Source organism: Rhizobium sp. 2YAF20, from assembly GCF_052114685.1.
Taxonomy (GTDB): Bacteria; Pseudomonadota; Alphaproteobacteria; order Rhizobiales; family Rhizobiaceae; genus Rhizobium.
Window position 1 is genome coordinate 91,703 of sequence record NZ_JBFRFF010000020.1, and the last position, 14,801, is coordinate 106,503.

Below are 14,801 nucleotides of genomic sequence, written 5' to 3' on the forward strand. Positions count from 1 at the left end.
GAAGTGGCTTCCCGATCTCGAGGCTTGGGCCATTTTCGCAAATGGTTGCAGCACTCGGGTCCTTTTCGCGTGAGGTCCGCGACCGTATCTGGCCATTGCGGAACGCGACTTTCGTTGCTTCAAAAAGTCGGGGGTGTGCAGGCGCTGACGACTTCACACGGGACTGGCCCGATGCAGCGGAACCTGTGAGGATGATGACTTTCGAAATAATAGGCATCACCTGGCCCAAGGATCCTCCGCTCGTCGTCAATCGTGACCTCCAGGCGTCCGGACAGGACAATCCCACCTTCCTCGCCGTCGTGCACAAGCGGAACCTTGCCGGTGTCCGACCCTGGCTGATAGCACTCTTTCAGAATTTGAAGGCCGCGGCCGAACAGGTTGTCGCCGACCTGCCGATACGAGATCGGTCCCTTTCCTATCTCCGTTAGTTCATCGCACCGATAGAAGGCCTTTCTCGGTCGTTCTGGTTCGAATGCAAAGAATTCGGCAAGTCCGATGGGTATGCCGTCGAGAATTCGCTTCAGGGCGCCGACGGATGGATTGGATGAATTCGACTCGATCAACGAGATCGTCGAGTTTGTCACACCGGTGCGTTTGGCGAGTTCGCGTTGGGAGAGATTGTGCATGAGCCGCAGATGGCGAAGGCGCGTTCCTATGTCGACCGACATCATTTATCCGTTCCGGTTGTTCGAAATATCGCAAACATAGTGTGGTACCATACGGGAATTCAATGGTTTAAATGTCAGTAGAAAAGGACTTGTTTAGCTATGTAAATCACGACCGCAATGCGCCATCGCAAGGGAGATTCCGATGAACGCATACATCCGACCCAACGAAGCCGTTCTGGACAGCTACTGGATGCCATTCACTGCCAACCGGCAATTCAAGGCCGCCCCGCGGCTTCTGTCATCCGCCTCCGGCATGCATTACACAACCACCGATGGCCGCACCGTCCTCGACGGGACGGCGGGTCTCTGGTGCGTCAACGCCGGACACGGACGTCGCCAGATTGCCTCGGCTGTCGAACGCCAGCTTTCGACATTGGACTTCGCCCCGTCGTTCCAGATGGGCCACCCGATCGCCTTCGATTTCGCCGAGCGTCTTGCCGAGATCGCTCCCGGCGGCCCCGGCAACCGGCTTGATCGGATCTTCTTCACGGGATCCGGCTCTGAATCGGTCGACACAGCCTTGAAGATCGCCATCGCCTACCAGCGGTCGATCGGCCAGGGGACGCGCAGTCGGCTGATTGGCCGCGAACGGGGTTATCATGGCGTCGGCTTTGGCGGGATCTCGGTCGGAGGACTGGTCAACAACAGGCGGGTGTTCCCTCTGCTTCCTGGCTCCGATCACCTGCGCCATACCCACGACCCGGCTCGAAATGCCTATGTGCGCGGCCAGCCAGAACATGGCGCGGAACTGGCGGACGATCTGGAACGTCTGGTCGCTCTTCATGGTGCTGAGACCATTGCGGCCTGCATCGTCGAACCGGTTGCGGGATCGACGGGCGTCCTAGTGCCGCCGAAAGGCTATCTCGAACGACTTCGCGCCATCTGTGACAGACATGGAATTTTGCTGATCTTCGACGAGGTCATCACCGGCTTCGGTCGGCTGGGTGCTGGCTTTGCAGCCGATTATTTCGGGGTCCGTCCCGACATCGTGACCACGGCCAAGGGACTGACGAACGGCGCAATCCCTATGGGCGCGGTCTTCGTCAGCCGCACGGTGCATGATGCATTGATGCATGGGCCGGAAGGCCAGATCGAACTTTTTCATGGATACACCTATTCGGGTCACCCGGCAGCCTGCGCCGCCGGGATTGCGACGCTCGACATCTACCGTGAGGAAGGATTGCTGACCCGCGCGGTTGACCTTGAGCAGGAGTGGCAAGACGCCATGCACTCCCTGAAGGGGCTTCCTCACGTCACCGACATCAGAACGATCGGTCTGATCGCCGGGGTGGAGCTTGCGTCCCGCGAAGGAGCTGCGGGATCGCGTACCTATGACGTATTCGTCGACTGCTTCGAGAAGGGTCTTTTGATCCGCGTGACGGGGGACATCATCGCCTTCTCGCCACCACTGATCATCACGAAGGAACAGATCCGCGAGATCGTCTCGGTTCTCGGTGATGCCCTCAAACATGGGGTAATCGCGGCGCGATGGTCCCAGGCCAGATATCCAAGATGGCTGGTAAGGGTGGTTGCCCCCGATAAGATGGAAATACGGGCTCACGATTAGCACCGGGCCCAAACATCGAATGGAGGCAACCATGGGCGAATATATAGGGCTTGACGTTTCATTGAAAGACACCGCGATTTCGATCCGAAAGGACGGGAAGCGGATCTGGCGCGGCAAGTGCCCCTCTGACCCAAAACTTTTGGCGGAAATGATCCGCAAACACGCCCCGCACGCCAAGCGCGTTGTCTTCGAAACAGGACCGTTGTCGACGTGGTTCTATCATGCGCTAACAGCCGAGGGGATGCCGGCAATCTGCATTGAAGCGCGGCACGCGCAAAAGGTATTGAACGAGACGCTCAACAAGACGGATGCCAATGACGCGGATGGCTTGGCCCAGCTGGCCGAAGCCGGCTTCTACAAGGCCGTCCGGGTAAAGGCTTTTGATAGCATGCTGACACGCACGCTGGTGGCAGCTCGCAATCAGCTCCTCAGCATCTCGACCCAGCTCAGCAATCAGATCCGCGGCCTGATGAAGACATTCGGTCTCATCGTCCCCAAAGGGACGGGTCGGGTATTCGATGGCAATGTGAGAAAGCTGGTGGATGGGAATGACGGCCTGGCAAAGATCATATTGCCTCTGCTCGAGGCCTGGCGCGACATACGCAGGCGCGCGGCCGATCTTGATCGCCAATTGCTCACAGCGGCGCGGGAGAGCCAGGAGACGAAGCTTTTGATGACGATCCCGGGGATCGGCGCTGTCACCGCTGTCTCGTATGTCGCCGCGATTGAAGAGCCAGAAAACTTCAAAACGTCGCGCTCGGTCGGCGCCTGGCTTGGGCTGACAACGCGGCGCTACCAGTCAGGCGAGGTCGATTATGACGGCCACATCTCGCGACGAGGCGACAACCACCTGCGGGGGCTGCTTTACGAAGCGGCGACGGTGATCCTCACGAGAACCAGTGCCAGGAACGAGAGCAGTCTCAAGAGCTGGGGGCTTAAGCTGCGTGAGCGATTGGGCTTCAAGCGCGCCGCAGTGGCGGTCGCGCGAAAGCTGGCGGTCATCATGCACAGCATGCTCAAGACAGGAGAGATATTCAACGCATTGGCTGGCGCCACCACATAAGCGAAGCGCCAGCCTTCCTCCCTCAGCGCGTCAAATCTGATTTGAGGCACTGAGCGTCCGTGCCGCGGACGTGGGTTGGATCATTCCGTTAGACCCGTCGCAGCTCGCTTGAGACTGCGCCTCAAACATAGGAAGGTCCCCCTGCGAAGACCCATTATGCGGCGACCATGTGTCGACCGCGGAGACAACCCTGCTCCTGGCACCGGATAGCTCTGCAGAAAGTCACGCCGCTGAGGTTCGATCTAATCAAATAACGTACACCGCTTTGCATGCCTGCAATACGGTATCGATACTGTGTGGCCAAACCACCTTGACTCCTGGAGCGCTATTAGACAACGGGCGGCTTGATCCTTCAGTGCGACGGGCGGCTTTTCTTGAGAAAGCCGCCTATCCTCGGACTCTTCGATGAACCCGGTCGAGAGCGTCAAGTAGCGCCTTCGTGCCGCCCTTCTGATCGAAGTCCGCAAAGACTTGCTCGTTCAGACCGCCCTTCGTGGAAAATTCCAGGCGAAGTTGGCTGAATGATGGGTTGGCGGACTGAAAAGCCGTCTGCGAGAGGCTTGTAAATAGCGGAGCAAGATAGGCTTTTGCCGTTTCGGCTTTCATGCCGTGATCGACAAGCCAGCCCGCCGTTCTATCAAGGACACCAAAGTAGGTGCCCATGAGCGCGCTGGCGACGGCGAGTAGATCATATTCCTCCTTCGTATCGCACTCCACGGCCGTTCCCAATGCTGAAAAGATGCCTGCCGTTTCGTCGTCGCGCGGGTAGATGGCGGTAACGCCGTCACAATCTGCAACGAACGGCAGCGGGATCGCCTGGGTCAGCTTGACCGTCTGATTGATCCATCTTTCCAAGAGGGCACGCTCTGTCGCGGCGATGACGCTGATCACGGATTGCGCGCTGCGAAACCGAAGCGGCGGCACGACCTCTTCGGCCACCTGCGGGCGGATGGCGAGGAAAACGATGTCCGACGCATCGACCACCGCCTGATTGCTTGCCGCAATCATCACGCGCTTATCTTTGGCAGCAAGCCGAGCGGCAACATCAGCGCTGCGGGGCGAAACGCTGATGTCGGAAATCGCCAATGAAGAGCGTAGCGTGCCGGTGACGATGGCTTCGGTGATCGCCCCGGTTCCAATGAATCCCAGTTTCATGCGGCTCTCTAATCTCCGTGATGTATCGCGCAGGTCACTGGGCCGCCTTAACGGTGCCCAGGGTGACGTCTGTGGTGTAGTTCTCGCGCATGAAATCAATGAAATTGTCCCGGAACTGGCGCGTATGCGCGTGGGCCAATTCATCGGCCAGGTCTACATCTTTTGCCTTTAGGCTGCGCCAACCTTGCGAGAGGAGCGATAGCCAGCGGCTCTCGGTAAGCAGCACAGATTGTCCAGATGGCGAGCAAAAGTCACTGCCAACTGTCTTTTAAGCTGCAGAGTAAGGGATGCATATAGAAAATTCACCTGATCGATTTTTACCTCGGAAAGGCAATGACCTGTCCCAGCGAGTATAATTAACGCGCTGTTAATGCCACTGCCGTCATAACGGGGGATCACTGGTTAAATTTGTCTTGCAAAGTCGCCCAATGTCGATCCTTCGCGCGTTGAACAGCAATAGCGGCCGCCTTGTAAAGCTTGACTTCAAGCTTGGCTCGAACCGAAGCCTTCCCAAGGCAAAGCAGAAGCGGCAGGTTAACGCGAAGTCGAGATTGGTGACGTTAGCTGTCGTGCTGGCTGTCTTCTATTGCATCATCATCGGCAAACTCATCTATTTCGGCGAACACCCGGGCGATACGACCTCTAGCATTCCTCCGAACCAGGGGATCGTGGCCGCCCGCCCCGATATCGTCGACCGCAATGGCCAGCTGCTGGCAACGGACATCAGAACCGTTTCGCTGTTCGCCGAGCCTTTCAAGCTGGCGGATGCCGATGATGCTGTCGAAAAGCTGGCGACTGTCTTTCCCAATCTCGACCGCAAGGCGATCTATCGCAAGCTGGCGGACAAGCGCTCGCACTTCATCTGGCTTGAAAGACAGTTGACGCCCAAACAGCAGAGCCAAATCCTGAGCCTTGGCATCCCCGCCATCGGCTTCCGTCCCGAAGTCCGGCGCTTTTATCCCGGTGGCAACACCGCTGCCCACGTACTTGGCTATGTCGACATAGACAACAAGGGCGTCGCCGGCATGGAGAAATACATCGACCAGCAGGGTCTCTCCGATCTGGCCGCAACGGGCCTGACCGGTGTTGAGACGCTGCAGCCGGTGCGCCTGTCGCTCGACCTGCGCGTTCAGAACATCGTCCATGACGTCGTTTCAAATGCCGTCAAAATCTATCAGGGCCAGTCGGCCGGTGCGGTGGTGCTCGACATCCACACCGGCGAAGTGCTGGCCATGGCCTCGGCCCCGGATTTCGACCCCAACGACCCCCAGGCAAACGGCAGCGACGGCTGGCTGAACCGCATGTCGAACGGCACATTCGAGATGGGCTCCGTATTCAAGACATTCTCGATGGCCATGGCCATCGACAGCGGATCGGCGAAGCTCACCGACACATTCGATGCCAGCGCGCCACTGCACTACGGCGGTTTTACCATCCACGATGATCGCGACGTGCCGCGTCGCGTGCTGTCGATCCCCGAAATCTTCCGTTACTCGTCCAACATCGGCACGGCCAAGATGATGGACCGCGTCGGGATGGATAACCAGAAGGCTTATCTGACCCGTTTCGGCCTGCTCTCCAAGATCCAAACGGAGCTGCCCGAAGTGAAGATGCCAAGCCAGCCGAAGGTCTGGAAGAAGATCAACTCGATTACCATCTCGTTCGGCCACGGCGTCGCCACCACGCCACTGCAGACGGCCGTAGCGGGTGCGGCTCTCATCGACGACGGAAAGCTGATCGAGCCGACTTTCCTGCCGCGCAGCCAGGACGAGGCCGAAAAGACCGAGCAGATGATTGTCAAGAAAAGCACCAGCGACGTCATCCGCTACCTGTTTCAGTTGAACGGCGAACAGGGTTCTGGCAAGCCCGCCAACGTGCCCGGCTACCATGTCGGCGGCAAGACCGGCACGGCCAACAAGGTCATTAACCACGTCTACTCTCACAAGCTGAGCTTTAATTCCTTCCTTGCCGCGTTCCCGATAAATCATCCGAAATATGTGATCCTGTCGTTTATCGATGAGCCCTTAACCGGCGAACATCACTTGACCTTCGCCACTAATACGGCAGCGCCCATGGTGCGCGATATCATCGCGCGGTCGGCACCACTGCTGGGTGTCGAGCCGGATTTCGGAACGAACCTGATCGCGGCCTTCTGAACGCAGCGTTGCAGGCCAGGTCGCTGCCGATGGCGGGCGACGGTGTCGATCTGCGAAAGGGACGGAATACGATGAATGCAGCGCAGTTTTCGGACGCTCAGAAGGCGTTCATTCTGGAGCGGCGTGATGGAGCTGTATCATCATAGATTAGTTTCGTGCGCTATTTATGGGACGTTGCTCGCAAACAGTCTTTGCGTGAGCTGTTCGGCCGGCTGGTCTTCAACATTATATGTGGCAACACCGATGACCACGCCAGAAACCATGCCGCATTCTGGGATGGCACCACTCTTGCTCTGACACCTGCATATGACATCTGCCCGCAAGACAGGGCCGGAGATGAAGCAGGCCAGGCGATGCTTATCACCGGCGAGAACCGGCAGAGCAGGCTCGCGGTGTGCATCGCCGCCGCAGGGCAGTTCCACCTCAATGAGCAGGAGTCGATTGGCGTCATTGAGAGACAGATCGATATTCTTAAGACCCGGTGGTCGGCGACGGCGGACCGGGTGGCGGCCGCTTTTGATCATCACGACGTGCGGACGTCCGATCAACTGACGTCGATGTAATGCGCCATGCAGAAGGATAGTCCATTGCTGATTTAGTCGCGGCTTCAACGTGCCCGCGGCCCTAGAAGCGGCTACCCGCGGGGCCACACTGAATGCGATCTGTAGCGCTTGTGTTGACTCCTTCCTTAGCGGAGCCGAAAAGGGCTCTGCTACAGAGGAGAAAACCAATGCCCGACGAGAACAATACAGGCCTCATTGCTGCGGTTGCAGAGACTGATACCCCGGTTACGGCACCGGCGACCAAGAAGCAGCGTGCACTAAGGCGTCAAAAGGAAGCTGTCGAACCGGTTCGAGCCACATCAAGGGCGACGACTGCGAAGTCACCGACAGTAAATCTTGGGAAGCGTGACAAACAAGATAGAACAGGGAAGCTCAAGCGGGTCGAGGTGCAAGTCACAGATGCGACGAGCACGCCGAAGGACGCCACCAAGAGCACCGGAAGGCAGAAGGCTGCTAAGCCCGTTAAGCAAACGGCAAAGACGAGTGTTTCGGCAATCGATGAGATGGCGGATCTTGTTCAACTCGAAGAGGAGAACAAGAGGCTTCGGAAAACTCTGGCAGAAAAGCTGCGTGCAGAAAATGCAGAACTGCGCAAGCGGCTCGGGCTCAATTGATCATCGCGGGGCAGGCGGGTCGGCTACGACAGCGACCTCGGTCAATGCCCGACGACAAGAGAAATTCGCCGGGCTCACGTTATGAGCCCGGCGGAACGGTATTTGAGGATATGTCGAAGGCGGCAGCAGCATAGCAATGCAGGTTGCTCAAGGTGGAAACACTATGAAGACGTCACCATGGAAATTCCTTGTCGGTCTCACGTCACGGCGACGGCAGGAACAGGAGCAAGGAAGCCCGATTGAAAATGATACCGATCCCAAGGCCTTTGCAAGCGCCGTAGAACAGCGCTCGGCGCTTCTATTAGATTCCACCGAAGCCTCCGCCACACCTGATAGCGGTGAGAACGTTCCGGTTGATCGAACGGCTGCCGCGTCAAATGACCCTGGTGTCGATCCCGCTGCCGCGGGAGAGGTGCTTCCACCGGGTTATGTTGGAGAGCTCAGTACATCGACGCGTGATGCGGCCGATCATTCGAGTGCCGAAGCGGATGAATTGGTGGAGGAGAACGAGACACGCAAACCGCTTCGACGAACACAGCGGATCAAGCGTCCAGCGCCCGCAAAGCGAGTGCGGGCCCGCGCGGTCGCTGAGAGCGCTGTCGACACAAATGAGGATCAAAGCACGCAAACTTTGGCTACCGGGAAAAGTGCGTTCTTAGATGACGTGGCTGGCCTTGACGCGGAAATCAACCAGCTGAAAAGCCAGCTGGCTCAAAAGCTCTATTTGCAGAACCTTCAGCTAAAGAAGATGCTTGAGCGGTTCGACGTTTCGTGATCCCGGTGTCTTCTAGACGAAGAAGACGTCACGGCGCCGTTTGATGGGCGTCTCGATCTTTCGCAAGGACTGGATTGAGGGTGTTCTTTGGCCGGAGCGCTGATCGACATCATTGACCCTATGGATGACCAATCGATTTGGACACTTGCAGGAAGATTTCGCTTGGCTGTTCATGCCCACGGACAGCGAGCCAGCACGCTGGTCGGGTGAACAAACCTGCGCTTGGTCGGCGTTGCAATTAACCCACTCTTGATAGGGCGGGCACATGGTAAATTGGCTGCAAGGGCATATGTGCAGCACATGTCGTACGTAGCAGTGCATCACTTTTGCTGGAAAAGAGATCCGCGCCACACGTTCCGCGGATCTCTTTTTTGCGTTTGGCGCCGCGTCGCGGACGTGACCTACCTCATGTGAAGATCGGCGATGGCCAAGACCGGAAACACAGCATCCACCAGTATGATCAGAGCACGCTAACGTTCTCGGCCTTCGACTTCCCTGTCTTGCGATCTTGGCCAACCTCGAAGTTGACTTTGTCGCCTTCTCTGAGCGAGCCACCTCGCTGCAAAGCAGACACGTGAACAAACACGTCCGTTCCACCATTTTCAGGTGTAATGAAGCCAAATCCCTTGTCGTCATTGAAAAATTTAACAGTACCGATGGGCATGACAGTTCCTCTCCACTTCCCGTGGTCATTCGACTCGCGCAACCAACCTATAGCGCGAATGCTTGCCTATCAACGGTTAGGAGTTTTCTGTAGCACTGCCTCGAGCCGCCAAACTCTTCAAGTGGCTTGGCATCAGCGAGCAAAATTGATGGCATCAAGCTGAAACTATGGGGAACATGACCGGAGCCTTTTCGAAAGGCCGCTGTTGGAACTCTTGGTATCAATCAATCAACATACCGGCAAAACGGCGGACGTTCGCAGCACGCAAGTTTGAAGCAGACGGGCGTCATGTTGACTCTTTGGTTCAGCCAGCCGACAACAGACGATCGCTAGAGAGGGCAAATAAATGGCAGACGAGAATAACGTCGAACCGATGACCGTGGTTGCGGGTACGGATCCTAAGGCAAAGGCAACGACTGACAAAAAGAAGAGATCGCCACGGCGTCAAAAGATGCCTGTTGAACCGGTGCGGGCTGCTACCGAAGCCGTGGCGGCAGACACCCGGACCCCGCGTGCCAAAAGCTATGGCGCCGACGAACGGGTGGCGAAGCTCGCGTTGATCAATACTCAGGTCAGCAAAGGCATCAGCACTCTCAAGGACGCCGTCAAGTCCGCCGGCATATCGGAGCAAACCTACTATAACTGGAAACGAGCCACGAACCCCGTTGAGCAGACTGACCCCAAGCCAGTCCCGGCCGGCGATGAGCTGGCAGATCTTGTTCAACTCGAACAGGAGAACCTGAGGCTCCGCAAGGTCCTAGCGGAAAAACTGCGCGCGGAAAACGCTGACCTGCGCAAGAGGCTGGGACTAAGCTAACCCAACCCAACCCAACCCGACAAGGGAGCCTCCTGAGCGGTCCGTGTTCTGCATCGATCATTGCCCTCTATAGTCGATTGAGCCGAGCGATAAGACAATATATAGCTCCGCAACAGGAGCGAGGCTGCGTTGATCAGCGTGGCTGTGTGGATTGATTAGGTTGAACAGCATATGAAAACGCCACAACGGAACTTCGTTGTTGAATTCAAATCGGGGCGACGCCAGCAAAGAGCGGAGACGAAGTCGATTTGGGGTGATACCGACCTCAAAGCGTTTGTCCGCAAAGCCGAAGATGACGCGCCGCATCTGTTCGGTCCGAATGAAACGCTCGGTTCGTCAGTTGATGATGGATACATATCGCCTGAACCATTGAATTCGGGCTCACCCAGAGCAGCCGGAGATGATAGCGACGCTGCACATTCGACGTTGCTGGCTGTCGACAAAGAAGAGGCGAAGGCGTCGAAGCAGCATGAGGACAATTTGGCGGCTGTGGACACCATTGCGCAAGCACCCGTGAGCCAGAGAGTGCAGCAGCCTCGCAAACCTTTGAAAGCCACAGCTCGAAAACGTGCTCGTCGTACTGTCACCCAAGCGATCAATGGCGAGGACCGCCTCAACGTGAATTTAAGCGCGCAGTCAGTGACTGCCGCGGATGCCGTTTCTGTTCAAGAGGTGGCGGCGCTCGAACTAGAAAACAAACGGCTCAGGAAGATGCTGGCCGAAGTCCTTTGTGCCGAAAACGTGCAGATCAGAAGAATGCTTGAGCGGTTCGATGCCGTTGACAGTCCGGGGTGAGACGAAGACAGACAGGGCATGCTTTAAGCAATGGCGACGCTACTGCTGCTAGCTCAGTTTCCAGCCTTACCGAACGCAAGCCCGCGCGGTCGGCTCGGAGTTGTCATTATGGCCTCACATCCAATTGATGTCGGATGGCTTTGCAAGCCTAGGTGAACAGATCGGTTGCTGCGCGCGCAAGTCGTCCATCCGATGGTCGTTGAGATCGAACCACCTAATCGTCGTGATTTAAACTCAAGCGCTTGCGCATCTCCAAAAGGGAAGAGCGCAGTTCTTTGCGTTCCGTTGAAGTGAGGTTCGCATGGAGTGCCACCTCCATAGAAGAAATCTCCGCAAAGATCGCGTTGAAGACGTCGGTCCCTTTGTCCGTAACGTGTATGTATAACATTCTGCGGTCCGCTGGTTCGTGACGACGCTCCACCAAGCCGAACCTCTCTAAGCGATTTATCGTCTCGGTGGCAGTCGGTCGATTGATCAGCAAGCGCGCGGCGACGCGGCCTTGTTGCATCGGCTGTTCCGTTGCTATTGCCGCGAGCGCCTGAGCGTCTCCAAATGTCAGGCCATCATAATGCGCAGCCATCCTTGTTTCCAGGTGCCTGCGAACCAGTCTTGCACAATTGAACATCTCGAATAGTAGATTGTCACCCCAGGGTTGGTCTGCGTACATTACGAACCTTTAATTTTGAATCTTGATTTCGTCGTGAGATTGCTAGTTAACTGTGGAACGCATAGGTACGTCCGAACGGATTGCAAGGCTGCCCGTCGGCTTTCTTTTTGGTCACCACATGGGCCGCTCGGTGACGGTTGGAAGGATGACAATGCCACATGATCGACACTAGATTCTCGACGGCCTTGCATGTCGTGATCCGCATTGCCCTAAACGATGTTGAGAACGTGCGATCCACGAGCAGTTCTTTGTCAGAGACCTTGAATACCAATCCTTCGTTCGTAAGGAAGTTGCTGTCGCCGCTGATTGCGGCGTCGATCGTGTCGCCTTCCAAAGGCAACAACGGCGGTCTGCGGCTTGGCCGCCCCCCGGCCTCGATCAGCCTGGGCGAAATCTACCGACTGGTGACAAACGACAAGGCGGTTTGGAGCGCTCGGGAGGGGGTCTCCGGCCAATGCAAGCTGACGGAACGCATTGCGCTGTTCTCCCAGGACCTGTGCAGCAAAGCGGAACAGACCCTTATGGATATGCTTGACGACATAAGTGTGCAGGACAGCGTCGATGAGCTTCATGTTCGCCCGACCGCCAGCGGGGTCGAAATCACCAATTAAGTCTGCCGGCGGGTCGACCCCTCCGTCTCCTGGGTCTACATACAGCTGGAAGGAGTCCGGCAGGGAAACCGAACCCCTCTCAAGTCACTGATCGGAGGTCAATCGGATCAGAAACTTCTCTGGAAGCGCAGGATGCCGGCCCACTGATCCTGGTTGACGGAATCCCAGTTGGTGTAGGACACCTCTGGCTCGACCAAGAGATCCTTGACCGGATTGAACTTCAAGTTCGTCGTTGCGGCGAAAATCTTCGAGTCGGTATAAGCGACCTGCAGGTTCCACTTCAGCTTGTCGTTGAACGGAACGGCCACGCCGCCCCATGCTGCCCAGTCACCCCAGCCGCAAAGATCGCCACGACCCGGAGGGCACGAGCTTTCATCAAGATTGGAGCCTGCATACTTGTTTAGCTTGTCGCCATCGGTGTTCCAGCCGCCGATCGCATAGACTGAGAAAGTACCGAAGTCGACATCGACGCGCGCCTTGATCGCACCCTCTTCGACAATCGAATCGTAACCACCGACAACGTTGATCCCCCAGATGCCGCTCTTGTAGGCGAGACCTGCGACAACGTCGGGAGCGTAGTGATCGCCCTTGGATGTCTTCCAGGCACCGCCATAGCTGGACTGGTCGCTCGCGGAATTGCTGTCTTCCAGCGAGATCATGGCGGTAAAGCCGTTGCCGGGGTCGTACTTGTAGGTCAGCTGATTGAGTTCGTACGGTCCGTCGTAGATCACGTCGTCGTTGATGACGTCGCCAGCATAGCCCTGGTAGAGGAGGAACTGCGAGTCGAGCTTGCCAACGGTAAACCCGCCTAGGCTGATATTGGCGAAAAGCAGCTTTGTCTTCGTATCGTTGCCGTCATTCCAGTCCCAACGCAAAACGGTGTTGGTCTTCAGCGCGCCGTATTCGGTGTCCCTGGCTGTGTCGATGCTAAGCTCGGCGCGGGTGTGCCACAGCGTACCAACCTTGCCGTTCGGGTTATAGGCATCGTGCCATTCGCCTTCCGAGCGCACTTCACCGCCGATTTTCAGGCAGGTTTCAGTGCCGGGGATGTAGAAATAACCAGCGCCGTAGGCATCGCAGATACGGACATATTCAAGAGGTTCCGGCTCAGCTGCGACGATCGCGTCAGCAGCATGCGCCCCAGAGGCAGCAGCGAGTGCGGCCCCAGACGCCAAGAGAAGCGTTTTCAAGTTCATGGTTGGTCCAATCCGTTTTTTAAATGGGCGCAGTTTCTCGCGCCGGAAATCGACGTTTCACCTTGCCCAATTTCAATCAGCCCTGTCGGGAAGTGCGGAGCTACCGCCGCTTCGAATATGCATATTCGCCGTAATGTATCAATATTAAGTACATTCAAAGATCGCGTGTCGAGGGAGATTTCCCAAGCTGTTGCAGATCGGCAACTCTATGCCAACATCCATGCTGTTGAACGGCATGGCGTCCCGCGGGAAAAGGGCAATGGTTCAAGTCATAGAGGCCCTTCGACGAAGATCTCCGGGAAAAGACGGAGCATCAAGCGAGTAGGTTGAAGTCAGCATATGGTCTTGTTCATCCTCTTCGCGATCAGATTTTCCAACTCGTCAAGATTGTGCGGATTACGGCTTGACCGTGAGGCAGCAATTCGAACTCGAGCTCTCCGCGAGACCATTCTAGCAGTAGTCCCTCGATTATGCCGCGCATGGCGGCGCTAGCTGCTTTCGCTGTCCAGGGAGCCGGAAGACCCTGGCGTTGCTCTGCTATTTCAAGAACCTTAGTCATTGCGTCTAGCAATGCTTGTCGGAATGGATCTGCGCTGGGGCCACCAACTGGCGTGGCATCCAAACGAAACATCACCTGCAACATCCCCCGTTGACGGGGGTCCGTGCTCAATCGCGTAAAAACTCCGCATATCACGTCACCAAGCGCATCAAGAGGCTGACCCGTGTCCTCCTCGGCCAAACGTTCGGCCAGTTCCATGAATGGCCGTTTTGCTTCATCGCGCAACGCATATAGTAGGCCTTGCTTGTTCTTGAAATGCCAGTGCACTGCGCCGCGGGTTACCCCCACCGCGGTAGCTATGTCTTCCAGTTTGGCATTTTCGTAGCCCCGCGCGAGAAATTCGTCCTCCGCCGATCGAAGGATTTGCCGTCGCGTTTCCGCTGCCTCTTCTTTTGTCCGTCTCATTGGATTCCTTGAGCCAATATCATCCTCCATACCAGCTGCGGGGCTCTTTCGCATGTTCATATTGGCGCAGTTCTGTTCAGCATACCATGTCGATCATTTACATACGTGTAGTATGTATGTATACTGCTTTGCAATATCTCGAGGAATGTTCGCGATGCACGCTTTGTCGTTGTCGGCACCAATGGCTTCTGCTCGCTCGAGACTAGGGGACCGTTCACGCGGCAGACCGCAGCGCTCGCTTCACCACTCGCAAAGACCGAGGCCGGCCCCTGATGCGGGGACCGGCGACCTTTCTTCTCCGGGTCGCCCAGCCGAAAGCGCCAGCGCCCCTTATGACAAGGAGCAACGCAATGGATGGACAGCATTGCATCGAGCCGACTGAGGATGCCGGATTTGAGCTAGATCCGCTTGCGGTAACGGCGGCGAAGATCGTTCTCGCGACCATCGCGAACCTCTTCGAGGACAAGATGCTTACGTTCGCAGAGCTGAATGTCTTATATCAACTGTCGACTGCCGGGGCAGTTTC

General features: G+C 56.8%; 15 protein-coding genes and 1 pseudogene. 9 read left to right on the forward strand and 7 right to left on the reverse strand.

The annotated features are described in order from the left end of the window. Positions 1–119: 119 nt before the first annotated feature. Positions 120–668: a cupin domain-containing protein gene (locus tag AB4Z52_RS21395; RefSeq protein WP_442219924.1), complete on the reverse strand. Its 549-nt coding sequence runs from the start codon at positions 666–668 to the stop codon at positions 120–122. Between the two features lie 142 nt (positions 669–810). On the opposite strand from AB4Z52_RS21395, the pseudogene AB4Z52_RS21400 reads away from it, so the two are divergent. Both AB4Z52_RS21400 and AB4Z52_RS21405 read left to right on the forward strand, forming a co-directional pair. After that, positions 811–2,136 (forward strand): annotated as a pseudogene (locus AB4Z52_RS21400) (aspartate aminotransferase family protein); the annotation flags it as partial. A 130-nt stretch (positions 2,137–2,266) separates the two neighbouring features. Continuing rightward, positions 2,267–3,298, forward strand: a complete 1,032-nt coding sequence (locus AB4Z52_RS21405; RefSeq protein ID WP_442219925.1) for an IS110 family transposase — start codon at positions 2,267–2,269, stop codon at positions 3,296–3,298. 387 nt (positions 3,299–3,685) lie between these two features. Here AB4Z52_RS21405 and AB4Z52_RS21410 read toward each other — a convergent pair whose 3' ends face one another. Both AB4Z52_RS21410 and AB4Z52_RS21415 read right to left on the reverse strand, forming a co-directional pair. After that, positions 3,686–4,453 (reverse strand): pyrroline-5-carboxylate reductase, encoded by a 768-nt coding sequence (locus tag AB4Z52_RS21410; RefSeq protein WP_442219926.1) that lies wholly within the window; start codon positions 4,451–4,453, stop codon positions 3,686–3,688. Between the two features lie 34 nt (positions 4,454–4,487). After that, positions 4,488–4,679, reverse strand: a complete 192-nt coding sequence (locus AB4Z52_RS21415) for a GntR family transcriptional regulator (protein ID WP_442219927.1) — start codon at positions 4,677–4,679, stop codon at positions 4,488–4,490. 202 nt (positions 4,680–4,881) lie between these two features. On the opposite strand from AB4Z52_RS21415, the gene AB4Z52_RS21420 reads away from it, so the two are divergent. The 4 genes from AB4Z52_RS21420 to AB4Z52_RS21435 all read left to right on the forward strand — a co-directional run bounded on the left by AB4Z52_RS21420 (position 4,882) and on the right by AB4Z52_RS21435 (position 8,561). Beyond that, a complete protein-coding gene (locus AB4Z52_RS21420; RefSeq protein ID WP_442219928.1) occupies positions 4,882–6,609 on the forward strand; it encodes a peptidoglycan D,D-transpeptidase FtsI family protein in 1,728 nt (575 codons plus the stop codon). A gap of 191 nt (positions 6,610–6,800) precedes the next feature. Then, complete coding sequence (locus tag AB4Z52_RS21425) at positions 6,801–7,172, forward strand: HipA domain-containing protein (protein ID WP_442219929.1); 372 nt, start codon at positions 6,801–6,803, stop codon at positions 7,170–7,172. A 167-nt stretch (positions 7,173–7,339) separates the two neighbouring features. Further along, complete coding sequence (locus tag AB4Z52_RS21430) at positions 7,340–7,786, forward strand: SyrB-like regulator (RefSeq protein ID WP_442219930.1); 447 nt, start codon at positions 7,340–7,342, stop codon at positions 7,784–7,786. Positions 7,787–7,949: 163 nt separating this feature from the next. Continuing rightward, positions 7,950–8,561 (forward strand): hypothetical protein, encoded by a 612-nt coding sequence (locus AB4Z52_RS21435; RefSeq protein ID WP_442219931.1) that lies wholly within the window; start codon positions 7,950–7,952, stop codon positions 8,559–8,561. 460 nt (positions 8,562–9,021) lie between these two features. Here the strand turns inward: AB4Z52_RS21435 and AB4Z52_RS21440 are convergent, their stop codons facing one another. Next, the gene (locus AB4Z52_RS21440; RefSeq protein ID WP_442219932.1) at positions 9,022–9,225 is read right to left on the reverse strand and encodes a cold-shock protein; all 204 of its coding nucleotides are present in this window, start codon (positions 9,223–9,225) and stop codon (positions 9,022–9,024) included. Positions 9,226–9,571: 346 nt separating this feature from the next. On the opposite strand from AB4Z52_RS21440, the gene AB4Z52_RS21445 reads away from it, so the two are divergent. Further along, positions 9,572–10,042: a transposase gene (locus AB4Z52_RS21445; RefSeq protein WP_442219933.1), complete on the forward strand. Its 471-nt coding sequence runs from the start codon at positions 9,572–9,574 to the stop codon at positions 10,040–10,042. A 171-nt stretch (positions 10,043–10,213) separates the two neighbouring features. After that, positions 10,214–10,837, forward strand: a complete 624-nt coding sequence (locus AB4Z52_RS21450; RefSeq protein ID WP_442219934.1) for a hypothetical protein — start codon at positions 10,214–10,216, stop codon at positions 10,835–10,837. 214 nt (positions 10,838–11,051) lie between these two features. On the opposite strand, the gene AB4Z52_RS21455 is transcribed toward AB4Z52_RS21450, so the two are convergent. Then, positions 11,052–11,417 carry a MarR family winged helix-turn-helix transcriptional regulator gene (locus tag AB4Z52_RS21455; protein ID WP_442219935.1) on the reverse strand — a complete coding sequence of 122 codons (366 nt, stop codon included), beginning with the start codon at positions 11,415–11,417 and terminating at the stop codon, positions 11,052–11,054. 245 nt (positions 11,418–11,662) lie between these two features. Between AB4Z52_RS21455 and AB4Z52_RS21460 the strand changes: the two genes are divergently transcribed. Then, a complete protein-coding gene (locus tag AB4Z52_RS21460; RefSeq protein WP_442219936.1) occupies positions 11,663–12,115 on the forward strand; it encodes an RrF2 family transcriptional regulator in 453 nt (150 codons plus the stop codon). Between the two features lie 107 nt (positions 12,116–12,222). On the opposite strand, the gene AB4Z52_RS21465 is transcribed toward AB4Z52_RS21460, so the two are convergent. After that, positions 12,223–13,311 carry a porin gene (locus tag AB4Z52_RS21465; protein ID WP_442219937.1) on the reverse strand — a complete coding sequence of 363 codons (1,089 nt, stop codon included), beginning with the start codon at positions 13,309–13,311 and terminating at the stop codon, positions 12,223–12,225. A gap of 364 nt (positions 13,312–13,675) precedes the next feature. Further along, positions 13,676–14,335 (reverse strand): TetR family transcriptional regulator, encoded by a 660-nt coding sequence (locus AB4Z52_RS21470; RefSeq protein WP_442219938.1) that lies wholly within the window; start codon positions 14,333–14,335, stop codon positions 13,676–13,678. Positions 14,336–14,801 lie beyond the last annotated feature (466 nt).